The organism is Thioalkalivibrio sp. ALE12 (genome assembly GCF_000381105.1).
In the GTDB taxonomy this organism is placed as follows: domain Bacteria; phylum Pseudomonadota; class Gammaproteobacteria; order Ectothiorhodospirales; family Ectothiorhodospiraceae; genus Thioalkalivibrio.
In genome coordinates this window covers 14,974-37,027 of record NZ_KB905914.1, presented here as the reverse complement: position 1 = coordinate 37,027, position 22,054 = coordinate 14,974, and the positions used below count along the sequence as shown (strand labels likewise).

Here is a 22,054-nt window from a genome sequence, read left to right as displayed (position 1 = left end):
CGCAGCGCCATTTGGTTCAGCGGTCAAGGATAGCGCGCCGGCGACCCGGGGGCAGCCAGCGCCGGTTCAGCCCAGACGGCCGCGCAGGGGGCTGGTGCGCGGGAAGTGCGCCTGCAGGAATTCCATCTGGTCGGCCAGCACGCGCTTGCCCTTGAGAAAGATGTACTCCGCGTGGGTTGGCGTGAACGGGATGGCCAGCAGTTGCATCCCGGCCTCTTCCGGCGTGAACCCGGCCTTGTGGTTGTTGCAGCGCTTGCAGGCGGTGACCACGTTGGTCCACGTGTCCTCGCCGTTCTGGCTGATGGGGGTCACATGGTCGCGCGACAGGTCGCGTTCGTAGAAATGCTGGCCGCAGTACAGACAAAGATGGGCATCGCGGCGGAACAGGGTGGTGTTGTTGAGCGGAGGGATGTAGTTGTTGAAACGGGACTGGCGGGTGCCATGGGTCGCGACGATCGAGTTGACCTCGACCCGCGACTGCAGCCCGGTGCGGGCGTTGATGCCGCCGCGCATGCGATAAAGCGGGCTGCCACAGGTGTAGGCCACCTGCTCGGTGTAGTAGAGGCGCACGGCCTGCTCCAGGCCGATCCACTCCAGCGGCATGCCCGCGGCGTCCGTGCGCAGGACCTGATGCTCGTTCGGCAACATGACCCGTCCCGTCTCAAGGAAACACGGATTTGCTCACGCGGGGTCGAGTGAACAAATCCATGCCCCCTTTGGGAGACGCTGATTGAATCGCACGCCCGCGTCTCCCTCAGCGCAACACTGACCGGAAAAACAATAAACAGCCTTCGAGAACAAAGCAATTACAACGCCATGACCCGAGGTATCGTACGCTCCGCGACCCGGAACAAGACCCTGCAAGCGCAGGACACGGTTTAAGCACGGGGGCGATTCCGCTACACTCGCGGGTCGTTTTTTGTGCGGCATGCCCGCTTCAGGCGTGCCGCATCCGATTTCACCACCCGCGAGCGCGGCTGATCGTCCCAGGGGAGTACCGGGACGTTTGGCCCGGGGAGAGAGCGCATGGCAATCAAATTATCCGTTCCCAAGGAGTCCGCCAGCGGCGAACGTCGCGTGGCCCTGGATCCGACGGTGGCGGCCAAGTTCAGCGATCTGGGCGTCACCGTGCAGCTGGAGAAGGGTGCCGGCTCCAATGCCCATTTCCCGGACACGGCCTACGAGAAGGCCACCGTGGTCGATACCGAGACGGCCTACGGCCAGTCGGACCTGATGGTCCGCGTGGCCCCACCGACGGTGGAAGAGGTCAACCAGCTGCCGGAGGGCTCCACCGTCGTCAGCCTGTTCCATGCCCACCGCAATCCGGACGTGGTCAAGGCGATGCAGGAGCGCAAGATCCTGAGCTTCGCGATGGAGCTGATCCCGCGCATCTCGCGCGCCCAGAGCATGGACGTGCTGTCGTCGCAGGCGGCCGTGGTCGGCTACAAGGGCGCGATCATGGGCTCGGATCTGTCCTGCCGCTTCTTCCCGATGCTGACCACCGCGGCCGGCACCATCCGCCCGGCCAAAGTCATCGTGATCGGCGCCGGCGTGGCCGGGCTGCAGGCGATCGCCACGGCCAAGCGCCTGGGCGCGATGGTCGAGGCCTATGACGTGCGCTCCGCCACCAAGGAGCAGGTCGAGTCGCTGGGTGCGAAGTTCCTCGATCTGGGCGTCTCCGCCGAGGGTGAAGGCGGCTACGCCCGCGAACTGACCGCGGAAGAGAAGAAACAACAGCAGGATGCCCTGGGCGAGTTCATCTCCAAGGCCGACGTGCTGATCACCACCGCCGCGATCCCGGGCCGCGACGCGCCGAAACTGGTCCCGAAGGACATGGTCGAGGGCATGAAGCCCGGCGCGGTCATCATCGACCTGGCGGCCGAGGGTGGTGGCAACTGCGAACTGTCCAAGCCGGGCAAGACCAGCAAGCACAAGGGCGTGGTGATCCACGCGCCGCTGAACGTGCCCTCGCAGGTGCCGCTGCATGCCTCCGAGATGTATGCAAAGAACCTGCTCAATTTCCTCACGCCGATGATCGCCGAGGGCGGCGAGTTCCAGCCGGACTGGGATGACGAGGTCATCGCCAAGAGCGTGCTGACCCGCGACGGCGAGATCGTGCACGAGGCCACCCGCGAGGCCCTGAAGGGAGCGAACTCATGATCATCGAAGGCTTTATCGCGCTGTACATCTTCATGCTCGCGGCCTTCACCGGCTACGAGATCATCTCCAAGGTGCCGGTCATCCTGCACACCCCGCTGATGTCCGGTTCCAACTTCGTCCACGGCATCGTGCTGGTCGGGACCATGGTCGCGCTGGGCCATGCCACGACCCCGCTGGAACAGGCCATCGGCTTTGTCGCCGTGATCCTGGCCGCGGGCAACGCCGTGGGTGGCTACGTCGTCACCGAACGCATGCTGGAGATGTTCAAGACCAGCAAGAAGGACGACAAGAAGGGAGATAACGCATGAGCATGATCATCAACCTCGCCTATTTTGCGGCGGCGGTACTGTTCATCGTCGGCCTCAAGCAGATGTCCTCGCCGACCACCGCGCGGCCGGGCATCATCTGGGCCGGCGTGGGCATGGTGATCGCCACGCTCGTGACCTTCGTGCATCCGGAGATCTCCGGTGGCGTGAACTACACCCTGATCATCCTGGGTATCGCCATTGGTGGTGCGCTGGCCTGGTGGAGCGGCAAGAAGGTCGCGATGACCGACATGCCGCAGATGATCGCGCTGTACAACGGCATGGGCGGCGGCGCCGCGGCCGGTATCGGTGCGATCTACCTGCTGCAGGCGACCCCGGAAACGGTCAGCAACACCGGCCTGGCGATCGCCGTGACCGGCTCGCTGATCGGCTCGGTGGCCTTCTCCGGCTCGCTGGTGGCCTACGCCAAGCTGCAGGGTCTGATGAAGAAGACCTTCACCTTCGCGGGCCAGCAGGTCGTGAACATCGCGATCTTCGCCATCACCGTAATCCTCGGCTTCATGATGGCCACCGGCGGCGGCGAGATCGGTTCGGTGACGCTGCTGCTGTTCTTCGTCCTGGCGCTGGCCTTCGGCATCCTGATGACGCTGCCGATCGGCGGCGCCGACATGCCCGTGGTCATCTCGCTGTACAACGCCCTGACCGGCCTGGCGGTCGGCCTGAAGGGGATCGTGCTGGACAATCCGGCGCTGATGATCGCCGGTATCGTGGTCGGCGCGGCCGGTACGCTGCTCACGCAGCTGATGGCCAAGGCGATGAACCGCCCAATCAAGAACATCCTCTTCAGCCAGTTCGGCGGCTCCGCCGGCGGCGCCGAGGAAGAGATCGAAGGCACGATGAAGGAGATCCAGGCCAACGATGCCGGGATCATGATGGCCTACGCCGAGAAGGTCATCATCGTGCCGGGCTACGGCATGGCCGTCGCGCAGGCGCAGCACAAGATCTGGGAATTCACCCAGCTGCTGCAGAAGCGCGGCGTGGACGTGAAGTTCGCGATCCACCCGGTCGCGGGCCGCATGCCCGGGCACATGAACGTGCTGCTGGCCGAGGCCGGCGTGCCCTACGACATCATCTTCGACCTCGACGAGATCAACGAGGAGTTCAAGACCGCGGATGTCGCGATGGTGATCGGCGCGAACGACGTCGTGAACCCGGTGGCCCGGACCAACCCGGAATCGCCGATCTACGGCATGCCGATCCTGAACGCCGACCAGGCCCACAACGTCATCTGCGTGAAGCGCGGCAAGGGTTCCGGTTTCTCGGGCATCGAGAACCACCTGTTCTACGCCGACAACAACCAGATGCTCTACGGCGACGGCCAGAAGGTGGCCGCCGAGCTCGTGGCATCGGTCAAGGCCCTCGGCTAGTAGCCCGCCCCAAATGCGAGATCCGGATACGGGTCCCGCCACCGAAACCCGGCCAACCGCCTCGCGGTGCCGGGTTTTTTGTTGGCTCGGGAAACACTGCTCAATGTACACACTGGCGCTCGAGTCGCTTTTGCGTGCGCATGAATCACTGTTTCCTCAAGGCCCGATGAACACCCGGGACGGCGTCACAATTGTACACACCCTGTACAGACTACCCACAAGCGATGAAACCAACGGCCGCTTAGCGCACAGAGCGCGCACTCCGTTTCACATAAACCCCGTAACTATCTGTTTATTCGATTCTTTTGGCTTCTGGTCGATTTTTGGCCAATCCAAGACGCCCCCAGCAGTAACAAGCATTTAGGGCCCTTCCCCCCGTTTCACCCACAGAGTTATCCACAGCTTTTGTGGATAACAACCCGACCCACCCTGAGACAACCGACTCCCCCTTCCCGGGCCCCGACGCAGTAAACTGGACCCATGCCCGTCGCGCCCCGAATCGCCCGCATCGCGCTGGATCGCCCCCTGGATCGGCTGTTTGACTACCGCATCCCCGAAGGCCTGTCGCTCACGCCCGGACAGCGGGTTCGCGTGCCCTTCGGCCGCGGCTCCACGGTCGGGCTGGTGGTCGATCTGGCGACCACCAGTGACGTGCCGCCCGCACGCCTGCGGGCGGTGAACGAGGCCCCGGAGAGCGAACCGCTCCTCTCGCCCCGCCTGCTGGAGCTCCTGCGATTCGGGGCCCGCTACTACCATCACCCGCTGGGCGAGGCCCTGCTGGGGGCACTTCCACCGGCCCTGCGCCACGGCGACCCGTTGCCGGCCCTCACCCCCGAAACCCTGTGGCGGATCACCCCCGAGGGCACCCGCGCCTTGGCCGACGGCCTCGCGCGCGGTCGGCGCCAGCAGGCGGTCCTCCGCGCCCTGGAGCCGGGACACGCGGCCACGGCCCTGGATCGCGCCACCCTGGCCGCCGCGACCGGCCTGCAGCTGGCCCCGCGCGAACTGCGCGACTACGAGGGGCGTGGCTGGCTGGAGGCGATCACACCCGACCCGAAACAGCCGCCACCGCCGACCACCAGCGACCACGATCTGACCCCCGACCAGCGCGCGGCCGTGGAGGCCCTGACACCCGGGACCGGCGCACCGCTGCTGCTGGAGGGCGTGACCGGGAGCGGCAAGACCGAGGTCTACCTGCAGATGGCCGACCGCGTGCTGGCAGGCGGGCGCGCCGTGCTGTTCCTCATCCCCGAGATCGCCCTGACCCCGCAATTGAGCACGCGCATCCAGCAACGGTTTCCCGGGCAGGTCGCCCTGCTCCACTCCGGCCTGGCCGAGGGCGAACGCCTGCGCGCCTGGGAGGCCGCCCGCCAGGGTCAGCGCCGCATCGTCGTCGGCACCCGCTCGGCCCTCTTCACCCCGCTGCCCGACCTCGGCCTGATCATCGTCGACGAGGAACACGACAGCGCCTTCAAGCAGCAGGACGGGTTCCGCTACAACGCCCGCGACCTGGCGATCAAGCGCGGCCAGCTGGAGCAGGCCCCCGTGGTCCTGGGCTCCGCCACCCCGACCCTGGAGAGCCTGCACGCGGCCACCACGGGCCGCTACGCCCACGCCCGGCTGACCACACGCCCGGACGGAAGCCGGCCGCCCGCCGTCGAGACCGTGGACACGCGCGTACACCTCCCGGACGAGGGCCTGACCGCCCCGCTGCTCGACGCCATGCAACAGACCCTGGCGGCCGGCCACCAGTGTTTTCTCCTGCTCAACCGCCGCGGCTTCGCCCGCGTACTGGCCTGCGACGCCTGCGGCTGGGTGGCCGAGTGCCCGGATTGCGATGCCCGACTGACCATTCACGCGCACAACCCGCGCGCTGTCTGTCACCTCTGCGGCCACCAGGAACCCCGCCCCCAGCGCTGCCCGGAATGCGGCGAGCCGCTGGCGCAGCGCGGCCTCGGCACCCAGCGGCTGGAACAGGCTCTGGCGCGGCACTTCCCGACCACCCCCCTGATCCGCCTGGACCGCGACAGCATCCGTCACAAGGGCGCGCTGGAGGCGGCACTGGACCGTATCCGCCAGCTGGATGCCGCGATCGTGGTCGGCACCCAGATGCTGGCGAAGGGCCACGACTTCCCCCAGGTCGGACTGGTCGGTGTGATCGACGTGGACCAGGGCCTGTTCAGCGTCGACCTGCGCGCCACGGAAAACACCCTCCAGCTCATCGTGCAGGCTGCCGGCCGCGCCGGGCGTGGTTCCGGCGGCGGTCGCGTGCTGCTCCAGACCGGGCATCCCGACCACCCTCTGATTCGCGGCCTGGATGCCGCCGACTACCCGGCAATGGTCGCGCCCCTGCTTGAGGAACGCGCCGCCGCCGAGATGCCGCCCCACGGCCACCTGGCCCTGGTCCGGGTCGAGGCCGGCGATGCCGAGACCACCCACCGCCATGCCGAGCGTATCGCCACCCACCTGCGCAGCGCCGCGACCGAGGGCCTGCGGGTACTGGGCCCGGCCCCCGCGCCGCGTCACCGCGTCAACCGCCGCTTCCGCGAACAGATCCTGCTGCAGTCCACGCGCCGCAACCCTCTGCACGAGGGCCTCGCACGGGCGCGCCACGCCTGGCAGGCCGACGACCTGCCGCGCGGCACCCGCATCGCCATCGACATCGACCCCGTCTCGCTCGCCTGACCCGTTCCCGCGGCAGGCGCCGGGGCGGCACGTGCGCCGCTTCCGGGTTAGAATGCGGCCCTTTTTACACGACGGATCGAGCCCCTCTTGAAAGACACCCTCACCGAGGCCCTCGCGGCCGCCCTGGAGACCCTGGTGGCCGATGGCCGTGTACCCGCCGATCACGGTGTCGAGGTGCAGGTCACGCGCGCCCGCGACCGCGAACACGGCGACTTTGCCAGCAACCTCGCGATGCAGCTCGCGCGCCCGGCCAAGAGCAAACCGCGTGACCTCGCCGAGGCCCTCAGCGCCGCAATGCCCGAGGTACCCGGTCTCGCCACCACCGAGATCGCCGGCCCCGGCTTCATCAACTTCCGCCTGGCCGCGGATGCCCGCACGCTGGTGCTCGGCCGCATCGCCACCCAGGGCGCCGACTTTGGCCGCTCCAGCGTGGGCGGCGGTCGCCCGGTGCAGGTGGAGTTCGTCTCCGCCAACCCCACCGGCCCGCTGCATGTCGGCCACGGCCGCGGCGCGGCGTTCGGCGCCACCGTCGCCGACCTGCTGGATTTCTGCGGCTTCGATGTCACCCGCGAGTACTACGTAAACGACGCCGGGCGGCAGATGAACATCCTCGCCGCCAGCGTCTGGCTGCGCTATCTGGAACAGCACGGGGTGCAGGTCCCGTTCCCGGCCAACGGCTATCAGGGTGACTACATCTACCCGGTCGCCGAGGCCCTGACCGCACAGATCGGCGAACAGGCCGTGCACGCGACCGAGGCCGTCACCCGCGACCTCCCGCCGGACGAGCCGGCCGGTGGCGACAAGGAGATCTACATCGACGCGGTGATCGCCCGCGCCCGCGAGCTGCTGGGCCCGGAGCTGTACCGCACGGTGTTCGACTGCGGCCTGAACGCCATCCTCGAAGACATCCGCGACGACCTGCGCGAGTTCGGGGTCGAGTATCAGTGCTGGTTCTCCGAGCGCAGCCTGGCCGACTCCGGCGCGATCGATGCCGCGGTGCAGGATCTCGAGGCGCACGGCGCGCTGTACGAGAAGGACGGGGCCCTGTGGTTCCGCTCCACCGACTACGGCGACGACAAGGACCGCGTGGTGCGCCGCGAAAACGGCGACTACACCTACTTCGCCTCCGACATCGCCTACCACCGCGAGAAGTTCCAGCGCGGCTTCGAGCGCGTGATCAACATCTGGGGCGCCGACCACCATGGCTACGTCCCGCGCGTGCGTGCCGCCCTGCAGGCCCTGGGCCTGGAGGCCGATCGCCTGGACGTGCTACTGGTACAGTTCGCAATCCTCTACCGCGGGGGCGAACGCCTGCCGATGTCCACCCGCGCCGGGCAGTTCGTCACCCTGCGCGAACTGCGCGACGAGGTCGGGTCGGATGCCGCGCGCTTCTTCTATGTGCAGCGCCGCTGCGACCAGCACCTGGACTTCGACCTGGACCTGGCCAAGTCGCAGTCCAACGACAACCCGATGTACTACATCCAGTACGCCCACGCGCGCATCGCCAGCGTGCTGCGCACTGCGGCCGAGCGCGGCCATGCCGCCAGCGCGCTGGACGACACCGGGCTGTCCGAGCGCCTGACCGAGCCGCAGGAAGACGACCTGCTGGATCGCCTGGACCGCTTCCCCGAGGTGATCGCGGCGGCCGCCGAGGCCTGCGAACCGCACCAGATCGCCCAGTACCTGCGCGAGCTGGCAGCCGGCTTTCACGCCTACTACAACGCGGTGCCATTCCTGAACGCGGAGGATGCCGCCGTGATCGGCGCACGCCTGGCCCTGCTGACCGGGGCCAAGCAGGTGCTGCACAATGGCCTGCGCCTGCTGGGCGTGACCGCCCCGGAACGGATGTAGACCATGGCCCAGGCCCGCAAGACCCGTCGCAAGTCCGCCCCGCGCAAGGCCGCGCGACCGACCCCCGGCTGGGTGTGGATGCTGATCGGCCTGCTGATCGGGCTGGGCATTGCCGCCGTGCTGTACCTGCAGGGGGCCGACCGATCACCGGACCTGGGCGCGCTGTTCGGCGACCCGGGAGCCGAGACCGCCGCTCCGGCCCCGACCCCGGCCCCCGTGGAGCGCGACACCGTACCGTCGGACGACGAACCGCGGTTTCGCTACTACGAGCTGCTGCCCGAGGACGAGATCCGCGTACCAGAGTCCGAGCGCGACACCCCTGCCCCGACCCTGCCGCCCGCCGCATCCCCCAGCGAGGGGGAGCCGGTGGTCCTGCAAACCGGGTCGTTCCGCCGCTTCGCCCAGGCCGACGAGATGAAGGCCCGCCTGACCCTGCTGGGCCTCGACCCGCAGGTGCACGAGGTCGAGATCCAGGGTGATACCTGGTACCGCGTGTACCTCGGCCCGTTCAGTGACGAGGACCGCGTGCGCCAGGCGCTGGAGCGCCTGCGCACCGAGAACATCGAGGCCCTGCGTCTGCGCTACCAGGGCTGACCGTGGAACCGGCCCCCGCACCGGAACTCGACGCCCTCGCCGCCCGTATCGAGGCGCTGCCCGCCGGCCCCGAACGCAAGCACCTCGCGGACCTGCTGCGCCGGGCCCGCCAGCGCCAGAAGCGCGGGCAGGCCTGCGACCGCTTGGCTCGCACCCTGGCCGACCGCCTGGACCACGCCGAAGGAAGCACTGAAGAGCGCGCCCGTCTGCGCCCGCAGCCCGTATACACCGGCGACCTGCCGATCCACGCCGAGCGCGAGCGAATTGTCACCGCGATCCGCGAACACCCGGTGCTGGTGCTGTGCGGCGAGACCGGATCCGGCAAGACCACCCAGCTGCCCAAGCTGTGCCTGGAGGCCGGGCGCGGCGAGGCCGGGCTGATCGGCCACACCCAGCCGCGCCGCATCGCCGCGCGCTCGGTCGCCAGCCGCATCGCCGAGGAACTGGGCACCACGCTGGGGGGTGAGAAGACCTCCACCGTCGGCTTCAAGGTGCGCTTTTCCGACCAGACCGGGCCGAACAACTGGGTCAAGCTGATGACCGACGGCATGCTGCTTGCCGAGCTGGCGCATGACCCGGACATGCGCGCCTACGACACCCTGATAGTCGACGAGGCGCACGAGCGCAGCCTGAACATCGACTTCCTGATGGGCGTGCTCAAGCGCCTATCGAAGAAACGCCCGGAGCTGCGCATCATCATCACCTCCGCGACGCTGGACCCGGAGCGGCTGTCGGCGTTCTTCGACGACGCCCCGATCCTGACCGTGGCCGGACGCACCTACCCGGTGGAGCTGCGCTACCGCCCGATCGAGCCGGAAGACGCGGCCGACGAGGACGAAGACGCCGGTCGCGGCGAGCGCGACCTGTTCGACGGCATCCGCGAGGCGGTGGCCGAATGCGAGCGCGCCGGCCCCGGCGACATCCTGGTATTCCTGCCCGGCGAGCGCGAGATCCGCGACGCCCACAAGGCCCTGCGCGGCCAGGTGCGCGCGGACACCGAGGTCCTGGCGCTGTACGCGCGCCTGTCCGCGCGCGAGCAGTCGCGGGTGTTCCAGTCGCACTCGGGCCGGCGCATCGTGCTCGCCACCAATGTCGCCGAGACCGCGCTGACCGTCCCCGGCATCCGCTTCGTGATCGACTCGGGTCTGGCCCGCGTCTCGCGCTACTCCTGGCGCTCGCGGGTTCAGCGCCTGAGCCTGGAGCCGATCTCGCAGGCCGCCTGCGACCAGCGCGCCGGGCGCTGCGGACGGCTGGGCCCCGGCATCTGCATCCGGCTGTTCGCGGAGGACGACTACCACCTGCGCCCGCCCTTCACCGACCCGGAGATCCAGCGCTCCAATCTCGCCTCGGTGATTCTGCAGATGGCCGCGCTGAAGCTCGGCCAGCCGCGCCAGTTCCCGTTCGTGGACCCGCCCGACCCGCGCCTGGTCAAGGACGGCTATCGCCTGCTGGAGGAGCTGGGCGCGGTGGATGCCCGCGGCCGCATCACCCCGCGCGGCCGCCAGCTGGCGCGCATGCCCATCGACCCGCGCCACGGCGCGATGCTGCTGGCCGGGGCCGACCACGGCTGCGTGACCGAGACCGCGACCATCGCCGCCTTCCTGTCGCTCCAGGACCCGCGCGAACGCCCGGCCGAGGCCACGCAGGCGGCGGACCAGGCCCATCGGGAGTTTCAGGTCGAGGGCTCCGACTTCATGGGCATGCTGCGGCTGTGGGAGGCCTGGCACACCGCGCGCGAGGATCTTGGCTCGAATGCGCTCAAGCGCTGGTGCCGCGAACATTTCCTGAACTTCCTGCGCATGCGCGAGTGGCAGGAGTTGCGCGTGCAGCTGCTGCGCCAGGCCCGCGAGATGGACCTGAAGCCGAACCACCAGCCGGCCGACGCCGAGCCCGTGCACCGCGCGCTGCTGACCGGACTGGTCAGCCAGATCGGACAGAAGACCGAGCGCGGCGACTACCTCGGCGCGCGCAACCGCCGCTTCCAGATCCATCCCGGCTCGGTCCTGGCGAAAAAGAAGCCGGCCTGGGTGATGACCGCGGAGATCGCCGAGACCACCCGCGTCTACGCCCGCGACAATGCCCGTATCGAGCCCGACTGGATCCTGGCCGCGGCGGCGCATCTGCTCAAGCACCATATCTTCGAGCCGCACTTCCAGCGTCGCAGCGGACGCGTCGGGGCCTTCGACCGCATCACCCTGTACGGCCTGGTCGTCGCCCCGAAAAAGCCGGTGGACTTCGCAAGACACGACCCGGCCGAGGCGCGGCGTATCCTGATCCGCGAGGGCCTGGTCGGCGGCGAGCTGCGCACCCGCTCCAAGGGGGTGCAGGCAAACCGCGCGGCGGTCGCCGAGATCGCCGAGCAGGAGGCGCGCGGGCGCCGGCGTGACCTGCTGGTGGAGGAGGATCGGCTGTTCGACTTCTATGACGCCCGCCTGCCGGAAGACATCACCGACGGCACAAGCTTCGAGACCTGGGCGCGCAAGGCCGAGAAGCGGGACCCCGACGCCCTGCGGATCGACCGTGCGGAACTGCTGAACGAGCCGGACACCGCGCTCCCGCAAGGGGCCTACCCCGACCATCTGGAGGTCGAGGGCCTGCGCCTGCCGCTGGCCTACCGCTTCGAGCCCGGTCAGCCAGACGACGGCGTGACCGTGACCATCCCGATCGCCGCGCTGAACGCGGTACCCGACTGGCTGGGCGACTGGCTGGTGCCGGGGCTTTTGGAGGAGCGCGTGACCGCCCTGTTGAAGAGCCTGCCCAAGGGCCTGCGCCGCCAGTTCGTGCCCGCGCCGGACTTCGCGCAGGCCGCGCTCGCGCGCATCGAGCACCGCCAGGGCCCGCTGATCCCGGCGCTGGCCGAGGCCCTGCGCGCGATGACCGGCACCGAGATCCCGCTGGATGCCTGGCGCCCGGAGAACCTCGAGCCACACCTGGTGATGCGCTTTCGCATCCTCGACCCGGAAGGCCACGAGCAGGCCAGCGGCCGCGACCTGGCCGCGCTGAAGCGCCGGCTGGGCGACAGCGCCGAGGCCCACTTCGACGCCAGCCGCCCGGACGAGATCACCCGCGAGGGGATCACCGAGTGGGACTTCGGCGCATTGCCGGAGAGCGTCGAATTCGACCACCAGGGGGCGCAGCTGCGCGCCTTCCCGATCCTGGTCGACCGCGGCGATGCGGTCTCGCTGGAGCTGGAACCGGACCCGGCGCGGGCCGCACGCGCCCACCGAGCGGGGCTGCGCCGGCTGTTCCTGCTGGGCGTGCGCAAGACCGCCCGCGACCTGCGCCGCCAGCTCCCGGAGATCGAGCGCGCCTGCCTGAACTACTCGACGCTCGGCAGCTGCGAGGCCCTGCGCGACCAAATCCTGGAGGCCGCGGCCGACCGGGTGTTCCTGGCCGAGCCGTGGCCGCGCGATGCCGAGAACTTTCAAGAGCGCCTGGAGGCCAGCCTGCCCGAGTTCTCGCCCACGGTGATGGAGCTCTCGCGCCTGGCCGCCGAGATCCTGCGCCACTGGCACGACCTGCGCACCCGGCTGCAGGGGGATCTGCCGCTGTCCTGGATCGAGGCCGCGCGCGACATCCGCGGGCAGCTCGAGGCGCTGGTCCCGGCCGACTTCCTGCTGCGCACCCCGCACACCGTGCTGCCCGAGCTGCCGCGCTACCTGCAGGCAATCGACAAGCGCCTGGAACGCCTGACCCAGGCCCCGGACAAGGACCGCGCCCGACGCGTGGCGGTCGAGCCGCTGTGGCAGCAGGCACAGGAGCTGATCGCACGGGCACCGGACCACCCGGACGTTCTCGCCTTTCGCTACCGCATCGAGGAGTTTCGCGTCTCGCAGTTCGCCCAGGAACTGGGCACGCGCGAGAAGGTGTCGCCGAAACGGCTGGAACGCGAATACACCGACGTGATCCAACGACTGGCAAGCGGCCAATAAGCAATCTGGACAGAGGAAGCAACGGATGCGCGTAGTCGTGATCGGGGCCGGCGTGATCGGCGTGAGCACCGCCTGGTACCTGCGGGAGGCCGGGGCCGAGGTCGTGCTGGTGGATGCCGGCCCCGCCCCCGCCACCGGCTGCAGCCAGGCCAATGGCGGCATGCTGCATGCGAGCCATGCCGAGCCCTGGAACACCCCCGGCGTCGGGCTGGACCTGCTGCGCTTTCTCGGGCGCACGGAGTCGCCGCTGCTGCTTCGTCCGCGCGCCCTGCCGGGGCTGGCCGGCTGGGGCCTGCGCTTTCTGTGGCACAGCCGGCGCTCACTGTTCGAGCAGCACACCCGCCTGAATGCCCGCCTGGCGGCGTTCTCGCTCCGGGAGATCGACCGCCTGCAGCGGGAACTGGCGACCGAGGGGCTGGATTTCGACTTTCGCCGCTGCGGCATCCTGAAGCTGTTCCAGGACCCGGCCAGCCAGGCCCACAATCGCGCCGCCAGCGAGGCGATGATGGATGAGGACGTGCGCTTCGAAGACTGGGACGTGGAGCGGATCATCGCGGAGGAACCGGCACTGGCCCCGGTCCGCGACCGCCTGTGCGGCGGGCTGTTCTTCCCCGGGGATGCGATCGGCGACGCGGCACGGTTCACCGAGCAGTTGCTCGCGATCGGCCAGCGCCGGGGCATCCGCTACTACCCGAACGTCACCGTACGGCGCCTGCGCACCCACCTAGGCCGCATCGACGCGGTGGAGACCTCCGAAGGGCCGATCGCGGCGGATGCCTGCGTGGTCGCCAATGGCTACCACGCCCCGGACCTCCTGCGCCCGCTGGGGCTTCATCTGCCCGTCGCCCCGGTAAAGGGCTATTCGCTGACCCTGCCGATGGACGCCGACTGCCGGCTGAACCTGCCGCTGATCGATGACGCCAACAAGGTGGTGATGACCCCGCTGGGGGCGCGCCTGCGCCTGGCCGGTACCGCCGAATTTGCCGGCCGCGACCGCCACCTGAACATCGAGCGCGCGGCCAATGTTCTCGATCAGTGCCGGCGCACCCTGACCGGCCTCCCCGCAACCTTCGACCCGCAGACGATGGCCCCGTGGACCGGACTGCGCCCGATGAGTGCCCGTGGCACACCGATCCTCGGCCCCACCGCCATCGCGGGCCTGCACCTGAACACCGGATCCGGACACCTGGGCTGGACCTTTGCCTGCGGGGCGGCGGCACTGGTGCGGGCCGGAGTGCTGGGCGAAACACCGAGCCTGCCGATGGAAGGCCTGGGACTCTGATCCGCGCGAACCGGCTGTTGCGGGATAGCACCCCGGTAAGTCGATTCAGCCCCCCGGGAACACCATGCGGATGCGGGCCCCGTGCAGATCCGGGGCCTGTTCGATGAACAGCGTCCCGCGGTGGTCGGTGACCAGGGTATGGATGATGCTGAGCCCGAGCCCCTGACCGGTATCCCGGTCGGCATCCTGCCCGCCGCGTGTGTCCGCGCGCTGGCCGCGCTCCAGCACCCGGGCCCGGTCGGCCGGCGGGATACCCGGACCGTCATCGTCGATGATCAGCATCACCTCGCCGGGCTGGCAGCGCGTCGTGACCCGCACCCGGCTGGTGGCATGGCGAATGGCGTTGTCCAGGGTATTGCCCAGCAACTCGAAGATGGCGCCACCGTCCATGCGCAGGGCACAGCCCGGGGCCAGGTCGGTCTCCAGCGTCACCCCCTCCTGCGCGGCGAGCCGTCCCAGCGCCTGGCCGGTTCGCTCGATGATCGGCGCCAGCGGCTCGGCAGCCTGGAACGGGGCCGGCCCCAGCCGCTGCGCCTGATTCAGCTGGTGCTGGACGATCCCCTGCAACCGGTCGACCTGGTGCTGCATGTCGTCCGGGTCCGGTCGCGCGCTCTCGAGGTTCAGGCGCAGCGCGGAGATCGGGGTCTTCAGGCTGTGGGCCAGGTCCGCCAGGGCATTCTGCTGGCGCGCCAGGCGGGCCCGCTCGAACTCGACCAGGTCGTTGATGCTGCCGGTCAGGGCGCGGACCTCGGTGGGATAGTACCCGCCCAGACGGGCGTGGTCGCCATGGCGCAGGGCGTCCAGGTCGCGCCGCACCTGGCGCAACGGGCGCAGCCCCCAGAACCACAGCGCCAGCGACAGCACCAGGATCATGGACAGGGTCATCGCGCCCAGCCCCTGCCACAGGCTTACGCGGTACTGTTCGACCTGTTCATTGAAGGCCTCGCGGTCCTCCAGCATCTGGAAGGTCAGTCCCACCTGGTCGCCCTCCAGCTCCCACTGCACGGGCAGGCTGAAGCTGAAGTACTCGTCCTCCGACCAGCCACGCAGCGAGACGCCCACCGTCGAGGGCGACCGCCAGAGAGTCTGGCCCTCCTCGCCGAGGATGCGCGCATAAAGACCACTGACCGGCAGTTGCAGCCGGCTTTCGGGGAGCATCTCGGGGACCCGTACATCCGCGGGCCCGATCACCTCGGCCAGCCCCATCAGCAGCAGCACCTGCGCCTCCAGCCGGGTCTCCACCGCGTCCGCCGCATTGTCGCGAAAGGCCGCCTCCAGCACCCAGGCCGTCAGCAGCGAGAAGATCAGCACGGTGACGGCCGTGACCCCCGCCAGGCGCAGGACCAGGCTGCCGCGCAGCTTGCGCAGGGCCGCCTTCATGCGGACCGGGCGGCCTCGGGGTGGATCATCGGGCGCTGTCCGACTCGTTTTCCGGGGCGGGGTCGGGTTCGCGGGCAAAGCGGTAGCCGCGCCCGCGCAGGGTCTCGATCAGCCCCAGGCTGCCATCGGCATCCAGCTTGCGACGCAGGCGACCGATGAGGACCTCGATCACGTTGCTCTCGCGGTCCTCGTCGTGGTCGTACAGGTAGTCCGCCAGCGCGTCCTTGCTCAGCACCCGGCCGGGCTGGCGCACCAGGGTCATCAGCAGGCGGTACTCGAATGTGGTCAGGGTCACCGATTCGCCATTCAACCAGACCTCGTCGCCGGCGGTATCGATCACCAGCGGGCCGAAGTGCAGCCGCTCCTGGCCAGACTGCAGGCTGCGGCGCGCCAGGGCGCGCAGGCGCGCCAGCAGTTCCTGGATATGGAAGGGCTTGGCCAGGTAGTCATCGGCGCCGGCCTCCAGACCCTCGACCTTGTCCTGCCAGCGGTCGCGCGCGGTCAGGATCAGTATCGGCAGGCGCGGCTTCGACTCGCGCGCCTTGCGGATCACGTCGAGGCCATCCATGCCGGGCAGGCCAAGGTCGACCACGGCGATATCGCAGTGGTACTCGGTCAGCAGGTACAATCCGGTCTCGCCATCCGAGGCGGTATCCACGCGGCAGCCGCTGCGGTCCAGTTCCTCGCCGATCTGGTTGCGCAGGGCAACGTCATCCTCGATCAGTACCACGCGCAGATTCATTCCGGGAGCTCCACTTCCGTACCTTCCTCGATGCGCAGGGTACGCACTTGCTGGTCGTTGGTCAGGATCCGGATCACGAACAGGCGCGCCCCGTAGCGGCTGACATCCTCGCGGGCATGCAGGACCCGCCCCGGGTAATGTGCCTCGATCTGGGCAACAGCCTCGTCCAGGTCCCAGACCGCGGCCTCGGGGTCGTCGGTATTGAACTGCGCCTGTGCCGGAAGCGCGACCAGGAACAGCATGGCCAGCGCCCGCACCGGGCCCGAGCGACGCCGCATCGGGTGCCGCTCGCGGTGTCCGGGCTGGAGATCCGGCGTGGGTCGCATGGTGGCGCATCCTCCGGGGATTTGCGTGGAAAGGTCTTGAAGATGCAAGGGTATCGGCCTAGCCTGAACCCTATCTGAAACCGACCGGAACCGTCATGCAAGACGCCCCTGCCGAACAACCCGAGATCCCCCTGGAAGAAGAGGCCGGTCCGCTGCCGTGGAAGGAGCTCATGCCGCATTTCGCCCGCGGCGTGGTGATCCGCGTGGCACCGGAACTGGACCTGATCGAGGTGGCCCGCGCCTTCCGCGATGACGCCACGCATCAGGTCAGCGAATGGCTGGCCAATGACCAGGTCGCCCGCGCCTCGGATGACGATGCCCGGCGCTGGGCCGCGAACGATCCGATCTTCACCGCCATCGTGGCTGCGCCCTGGGTCCTCGCCCAGGAGCGGACCCCGTCCCACTAGACGATGGCCGTCTCCCTTGGCATCCCCGGCGAGACCCTGGAACGGCTGATCCAGGCCGCCCGCGAGTTCCACGCCAAGGAGGACGTGGTCTTCCCGGATACCGGCTCCGAGGGCAGTGACGACGACTGGGCCCTGCAGGTGCTGGCCGACCACGCCAGCGACCTGACCCTGCAGGAGCTGGAGGGCACGCTGCGCGACCTGGGCCCGGAGCAACAGGCGGAACTGCAGGCGCTCAGCGGCGTCGGGCGCGGGGATTACGCAGTCACGGACTGGGATACCGCACTGCAGGAGGCCCGCGACGACTGGAGCGCGGACACCGTGCACTGGCTGCTGACGAACCCGATGATCGCCGACGAGTGGGCCGCGGGCCTGGAACAGATCGAGCGCGAGGACTAGCGCGTCCGCCTCGGGTATCGGGGCAACCCCTATTCGAGCTCCTCGGGATCGAAGCGCACGGCGATGCCGCCGTCCATCACCCGCACCACCTGGGCCTTCACCCGCGGCGCCTCGCCGCCATCCCCGAGCATGCCGAAGACCTGGAGCATCAACTCGTCATCCGATGCGAGCTTCATCAGGTGCCCCACACAGGCGTTTTCCGGATCGTCCCACTGCAGGAAGGCTCCGCCGCCGGAGATGTCGTTGGTGGTCAGGGTCACCGTGTCCCCGCTTTCGCACTCGGCCACGACCTCGACCGTCATCGGGATCCGTGGATGACGACGCCGTTCCCCTGTCATGGCACTCCTCCTGGTGGCAGATGCCTCTGCGATGTATCGAAAAGGCGCTTTTTGTGTGCTATACGGTCTCCATGATCGTTGGTTTTCGCGATCAGGCGCAACTACCGGGCTCGAACCCGGTGGCGCAAATCACAACCCGGATCACCACACCGGGCCCGAGGATGAAGGCAGTACTCCACAGCTGTCGCTCGCAAAAAGCCACTTCTAACGGAGGAGTCCGTTCCAATGAAGAAATCGCATTTGTACCTGGTGGGGCTTGCCGCCTCGCTAGCGATGGCGGGCACTGCTACCCAGGCCCTTGCCGACGACGAAATCACCCGGGGCCAGCTGATGGCCGCCTCCTGCAAGGCCTGCCACAACGCGGCCGGCGCTCAGGAGGGTGTACCGGATCTGGGCCGGATTCCCGCTGATGTCATCGAGAGCCAGATGAGGGCATTCCGCGACGGTGACCGTGACGCGACGATCATGGATCGTCACGCCAAGGGCTACACCGACGAGGAAATCGAAGCGATGGCCGGCTACTTCAGCCGCTTCTGATCAGGGGGGAATCACATCATGCATGACTTTACTCGACGCAATTTCCTGAAGGTCGCCGGCATCAGCAGTGCCGCGGCCTTCGCTGGCATTGGCTGTGCAGCCAACGGCATGCGCGGGGCCGACAAGGCTCACGTCGTGGTCGTGGGCGGCGGCTCCGGCGGCGCGACCGCCGCGAAATACATCAAGCAGTTCTCGCCCGACATGCGCGTGACGCTGATCGAGCCGAACGCCACCTACCACACCTGCTATGGCAGCAACTGGGTGATCGGCGGCTTCGCGGACATGGACTTCATCGCCCACGGCTACGACACCCTGCGGGATGACTACGGCATCGAGATCGTCCAGGACCGGGTGACCGCGGTGGACGCCTCCGCGCGCAGCGTGCGCCTGGCCGGCGGCGACAGCATGAGCTACGACAAGCTGGTGATGTCCCCGGGGATCGATTTCCGCTACGACGACATGCCCGGCATCTCCGAGGCCGACGCCGACCGTGTCCCGCACGCCTGGAAGGCCGGTTCGCAGACCGAGCTGCTGCGTTCCCAGCTGCAAAACATGCCGAACGGCGGCGTGTTCGTCATGGTCGCCCCGCCGAACCCGTTCCGCTGCCCGCCGGGGCCGTACGAGCGGGTGTCACTGGTCGCGAACTACTTCAAGCAGGAGAAGCCGCGCTCCAAGATCATCATCCTGGATCCGAAGGATGGCTTCTCTAAGCAGGGCCTGTTCGAGGAAGGCTGGGCCGAGCACTACGGCGACATGATTGAATGGCGCGCCGGCTCGGAGGGCGGTCGCGCCGAGGAAATCGATGTCGACAACATGACCGTGCTGGCCGACAGCGGCTTCGAACGCGTCCGTGCCGACGTGCTGAACTTCATCCCCGCCCAGCGCGCCGGCCAGATCGCCCACGACGTGGGCCTGACCAATGACGAGGGCTGGGTCCCGGTGGATCAGCTCACCTTCAAGTCGGAGATGGACGACAACATCTACGTCCTGGGGGATGCCAGCGTGGCGGGCGCCATGCCGAAGTCCGGCCACTCGGCCAACAACCAGGGCAAGATCGTCGCGGCCGCGGTCGTGCGCGAACTGTCCGGCCAGGAGCCAATCAACCCCTCCTCCGCCAACACCTGCTACAGCCTGGTCACCCCGGACTACGCGATCAGCGTGGCCGCGGTCTACCAGTACAAGGATGGCGCGCAAGCAGGGGTCGATGGTGCCGGTGGCGTCAGCCCGTCGGGCGCCAGCTCCAGCTTCCGAAGCCGCGAGGCGCAGTACACCCGGGCCTGGTATGCCGGGATCACTCAGGACATCTGGGGCTGACCCCAGCCGTTCCATCACGGAACGCACTCGAACGGCGCCTCCGGGCGCCGTTTTTTTTGCTCACCACGAAGCCCACGAAGGCACGAAGAAGGTCAAGGTCAAGGGCGATTCACAGGAAGGCTGGAAGAGCGGGAAGAAAAACAGATTACTTTATGTGTCGTGAGCCCCTGATCTGACCGACGGGTAAACGCTTAACAGAACGATCTGGGCCCAAGGCCTATAGCCTTGCCTTTCTTCCTGTCTTCTAATCTTCCTGTCACGCGCTTTGCTCTCATGCGCGCCCCCGTCCGCTTCGTGGTGAATATCCCGGGTCAGGCGTTGAGGTCGGGGATCAGCCGGCTGCGCAGGCGCTGGATCGCGTCCTTCAGTTGCAGCTTGCGCTTCTTCAGGCGCTGGATGGCGAAGATGTCGGGTGCGGCCTGCTCGTGCATCACGCCGATGGCGGAATCCAGGGCGCGGTGTTCGGCCTCCAGCTCGGCCAAGCGTGCGCGAATCTGACTTTCGGTTTCCAAGCCGGCCCCCAGTGGTCCCGTGAAGTGATGGCCGCGTGGCGGAAGAATCCCGCGTGGCCATTCGGATCATCAAACCCGTATGATCGCAGACCGTCCCCGGCGGGACCATAGCCGCCCTTCAGGAGCCTGCTCGATGGCGATCCACAACACCCCGCTCACCATCCAGACCCCGCGCGGCCCCCGTCTGGGCGGCGTACTGGTCACACCCGAGGCCGATGCCGTTCGCGGTCAGGCCTGCATCGCGCACTGCTTCGCCTGTTCCAAGGACTTCCCGGCGACGGTACGGCTGGCGCGCGCCCTTGCCGAGGAAGGCATCGCCACCCTGCGTTTCGACTTCATGGGCCTGGGTGACTCGGAGGGCGAGTTCCGCGACAGCACGCTGGAGACCTACTGCGAGGACCTCCACTCGGCGCTCGAGGCGCTGGAGACCTTCACCGGGCGGCACACCAACTTGCTGGTCGGTCACAGCTTCGGCGGGGCCATGGCAATCCATGTCGGCGCGCAGCGCGAGACGCTGGACGGCGTCGTCACCATTGCCGCCCCCAGCCGGCCCGGCCACGTCGCCCACCTGTTCGGGGACACGGCCGACGAGATCCGGCGCGAGGGCTCCGCCCGGATCAGCATCGGCGGACGCCCGGTGGAGATCGGGCGCGCCTTCATCGAGTCGATCGAGGAGCCGACCCTGGACCACGCACTCGGCAATCTGCAGCGGCCGCTGTTGCTGCTGCACGCACCGGGCGACACGGTGGTCAGCGTCGATCACGCCCGCCAGATCTTCCAGCAGGCCCGCCACCCCAAGAGCTTTGTCGCCCTGCACCAGGCCGACCACCTGCTCTCGCGACCGGAACACACCCGCTACGTGGCGGGCCTGATCCGCGCCTGGTCGGCGAACCTGCTGGACTAGCCCCAGCGCAAGCCACAGCCCGTAGGAGGCCAGCCCCCTGGCCGATCAGGCGCCGGCAAAACCCCATCGGCCAGAGGGCTGGCCTCCTACAACATGGCCCCGGGAGCCTGTCGAGTTTGGGCGATCTTCGCGAGCGCAGGGCGAGAGGGCCGGCCCGAATCCAAAAAGCCCCGGGCCTACCAATAGTTCTCGGTGGTGATATGCCCCGGCTTGCGCCGGCGATTCTTCGCCAGGCCGCGCTCCTTCAGGATCGCGGTCGTGTCCTGCACCATGGCCGGGTTGCCGCACAGCATCACCTGCGAATGCTCCGGGGTAATCTTCAGGCCCGCGTGGTGTTCCAGCCGGCCCTCGGCGATCGCGGCCGGCACCCGCCCTTCGAGCCCCCCGGGGAACGGATCGCGACTGACGAACGGGATGTACTGAAACCGCTTCGCGTCGCGCTCCTGAAACTCCCGAATGGTGTCCTGGTAGGTAAGTTCCTCCGCCTTGCGCACCGCGTGGACCAGACGGATATTCTCGAAGCGCTCCCACGGGGTGTCTGTCTTCAGGATGGACAGGAAGGGTCCCAGCGCGGTACCGGTGGACAACAGCCAAAGGTCGCGACTGTCGGGGAGCTCGTCCAGGGTAAAGAAGCCGGTCGCGCGCGGCATCAACTCCACCTGATCACCCGGCTCCAGCTGCACCAGGCGGTTGGACAATGGGCCGTCCGGCACGGTGATCAGATAAAAATCCAGCGGGGTCTCGCCCGGGGCGTTCACGTACGAATACGGCCGTCCCACCATCTCCCCGTCGATCTCCAGGCGCAGGCGATTGAACTGCCCCGCCTTGAACGGCTCGACCTCGGCATCCACGCGCAGCGAGAACAGGCGGTCCGTCCACTGCTTGCGCTCCCGTACGACACCGGTCACCCAGCCCATATTCCCTACTCCATTACTCAGGTACTGTTCAAAGATTGCGGTCGCAGTCGGAAGGTTTCAAGCATCCCCGGCCAACGCCGTATA

The 22,054-nt window shown here is 68.4% G+C and carries 20 protein-coding genes; 13 read left to right on the top strand and 7 right to left on the bottom strand.

What is annotated here, in order from left to right; all coding sequences use genetic code 11:
* Nucleotides 1–66: 66 nt before the first annotated feature.
* Nucleotides 67–648 carry an HNH endonuclease gene (locus F614_RS0112095; protein WP_018879637.1) on the bottom strand — a complete coding sequence of 194 codons (582 nt, stop codon included), beginning with the start codon at nucleotides 646–648 and terminating at the stop codon, nucleotides 67–69.
* A 378-nt stretch (nucleotides 649–1,026) separates the two neighbouring features.
* On the opposite strand from F614_RS0112095, the gene F614_RS0112090 reads away from it, so the two are divergent.
* From F614_RS0112090 to F614_RS0112055, 8 genes are all read left to right on the top strand, one after another.
* Nucleotides 1,027–2,160: an NAD(P) transhydrogenase subunit alpha gene (locus F614_RS0112090; RefSeq protein WP_038037147.1), complete on the top strand. Its 1,134-nt coding sequence runs from the start codon at nucleotides 1,027–1,029 to the stop codon at nucleotides 2,158–2,160.
* On the top strand, nucleotides 2,157–2,468 hold the full coding sequence (locus F614_RS0112085; RefSeq protein WP_017942675.1) for an NAD(P) transhydrogenase subunit alpha: 312 nt from the start codon (nucleotides 2,157–2,159) through the stop codon (nucleotides 2,466–2,468). The genes F614_RS0112090 and F614_RS0112085 overlap by 4 nt, the downstream gene beginning before the upstream one ends.
* Nucleotides 2,465–3,853: an NAD(P)(+) transhydrogenase (Re/Si-specific) subunit beta gene (locus tag F614_RS0112080; RefSeq protein WP_018882595.1), complete on the top strand. Its 1,389-nt coding sequence runs from the start codon at nucleotides 2,465–2,467 to the stop codon at nucleotides 3,851–3,853. The genes F614_RS0112085 and F614_RS0112080 overlap by 4 nt, the downstream gene beginning before the upstream one ends.
* A gap of 480 nt (nucleotides 3,854–4,333) precedes the next feature.
* A complete protein-coding gene (locus F614_RS0112075; protein ID WP_019558964.1) occupies nucleotides 4,334–6,538 on the top strand; it encodes a primosomal protein N' in 2,205 nt (734 codons plus the stop codon).
* A gap of 87 nt (nucleotides 6,539–6,625) precedes the next feature.
* Complete coding sequence (gene argS / locus F614_RS0112070; RefSeq protein WP_019558963.1) at nucleotides 6,626–8,389, top strand: arginine--tRNA ligase; 1,764 nt, start codon at nucleotides 6,626–6,628, stop codon at nucleotides 8,387–8,389.
* A gap of 3 nt (nucleotides 8,390–8,392) precedes the next feature.
* On the top strand, nucleotides 8,393–8,983 hold the full coding sequence (locus tag F614_RS0112065) for an SPOR domain-containing protein (RefSeq protein ID WP_019558962.1): 591 nt from the start codon (nucleotides 8,393–8,395) through the stop codon (nucleotides 8,981–8,983).
* 2 nt (nucleotides 8,984–8,985) lie between these two features.
* Nucleotides 8,986–12,915, top strand: a complete 3,930-nt coding sequence (hrpA, locus tag F614_RS0112060) for an ATP-dependent RNA helicase HrpA (protein ID WP_019558961.1) — start codon at nucleotides 8,986–8,988, stop codon at nucleotides 12,913–12,915.
* Between the two features lie 25 nt (nucleotides 12,916–12,940).
* Nucleotides 12,941–14,197 carry an FAD-dependent oxidoreductase gene (locus F614_RS0112055; protein WP_019558960.1) on the top strand — a complete coding sequence of 419 codons (1,257 nt, stop codon included), beginning with the start codon at nucleotides 12,941–12,943 and terminating at the stop codon, nucleotides 14,195–14,197.
* Between the two features lie 45 nt (nucleotides 14,198–14,242).
* Here F614_RS0112055 and F614_RS0112050 read toward each other — a convergent pair whose 3' ends face one another.
* From F614_RS0112050 to F614_RS0112040, 3 genes are read right to left on the bottom strand one after another with little or no spacing between them, the layout of a single operon-like run.
* On the bottom strand, nucleotides 14,243–15,577 hold the full coding sequence (locus tag F614_RS0112050; protein WP_018865540.1) for a HAMP domain-containing sensor histidine kinase: 1,335 nt from the start codon (nucleotides 15,575–15,577) through the stop codon (nucleotides 14,243–14,245).
* A 25-nt stretch (nucleotides 15,578–15,602) separates the two neighbouring features.
* Nucleotides 15,603–16,319 carry a response regulator transcription factor gene (locus tag F614_RS0112045; RefSeq protein WP_018865539.1) on the bottom strand — a complete coding sequence of 239 codons (717 nt, stop codon included), beginning with the start codon at nucleotides 16,317–16,319 and terminating at the stop codon, nucleotides 15,603–15,605.
* Nucleotides 16,316–16,645 carry a PepSY domain-containing protein gene (locus tag F614_RS0112040; RefSeq protein ID WP_026279137.1) on the bottom strand — a complete coding sequence of 110 codons (330 nt, stop codon included), beginning with the start codon at nucleotides 16,643–16,645 and terminating at the stop codon, nucleotides 16,316–16,318. The genes F614_RS0112045 and F614_RS0112040 overlap by 4 nt, the downstream gene beginning before the upstream one ends.
* Before the next feature lie 95 nt (nucleotides 16,646–16,740).
* On the opposite strand from F614_RS0112040, the gene F614_RS0112035 reads away from it, so the two are divergent.
* A complete protein-coding gene (locus tag F614_RS0112035; RefSeq protein ID WP_018878102.1) occupies nucleotides 16,741–17,052 on the top strand; it encodes a DUF2288 family protein in 312 nt (103 codons plus the stop codon).
* Between the two features lie 3 nt (nucleotides 17,053–17,055).
* Entirely contained in the window at nucleotides 17,056–17,448 is a 393-nt protein-coding gene (locus tag F614_RS0112030) for a DUF3775 domain-containing protein (protein ID WP_018865536.1), read from the top strand.
* 29 nt (nucleotides 17,449–17,477) lie between these two features.
* Here the strand turns inward: F614_RS0112030 and F614_RS0112025 are convergent, their stop codons facing one another.
* Complete coding sequence (locus tag F614_RS0112025; RefSeq protein WP_081618392.1) at nucleotides 17,478–17,786, bottom strand: PilZ domain-containing protein; 309 nt, start codon at nucleotides 17,784–17,786, stop codon at nucleotides 17,478–17,480.
* A 225-nt stretch (nucleotides 17,787–18,011) separates the two neighbouring features.
* Here F614_RS0112025 and F614_RS0112020 point away from each other — a divergent pair, with 225 nt between their 5' ends.
* Together F614_RS0112020 and F614_RS0112015 are read left to right on the top strand one after the other, a co-directional pair.
* Nucleotides 18,012–18,323, top strand: a complete 312-nt coding sequence (locus tag F614_RS0112020) for a c-type cytochrome (protein WP_018865534.1) — start codon at nucleotides 18,012–18,014, stop codon at nucleotides 18,321–18,323.
* 18 nt (nucleotides 18,324–18,341) lie between these two features.
* The gene (locus F614_RS0112015) at nucleotides 18,342–19,637 is read left to right on the top strand and encodes an NAD(P)/FAD-dependent oxidoreductase (protein WP_018865533.1); all 1,296 of its coding nucleotides are present in this window, start codon (nucleotides 18,342–18,344) and stop codon (nucleotides 19,635–19,637) included.
* A gap of 311 nt (nucleotides 19,638–19,948) precedes the next feature.
* Here the strand turns inward: F614_RS0112015 and F614_RS0112010 are convergent, their stop codons facing one another.
* Entirely contained in the window at nucleotides 19,949–20,149 is a 201-nt protein-coding gene (locus tag F614_RS0112010) for a YdcH family protein (RefSeq protein WP_017942660.1), read from the bottom strand.
* A 133-nt stretch (nucleotides 20,150–20,282) separates the two neighbouring features.
* Here F614_RS0112010 and F614_RS0112005 point away from each other — a divergent pair, with 133 nt between their 5' ends.
* Nucleotides 20,283–21,053 (top strand): S9 family peptidase, encoded by a 771-nt coding sequence (locus tag F614_RS0112005; RefSeq protein WP_019558959.1) that lies wholly within the window; start codon nucleotides 20,283–20,285, stop codon nucleotides 21,051–21,053.
* A gap of 176 nt (nucleotides 21,054–21,229) precedes the next feature.
* Here the strand turns inward: F614_RS0112005 and F614_RS0112000 are convergent, their stop codons facing one another.
* Complete coding sequence (locus tag F614_RS0112000) at nucleotides 21,230–21,970, bottom strand: ferredoxin--NADP reductase (RefSeq protein WP_019558958.1); 741 nt, start codon at nucleotides 21,968–21,970, stop codon at nucleotides 21,230–21,232.
* Nucleotides 21,971–22,054 lie beyond the last annotated feature (84 nt).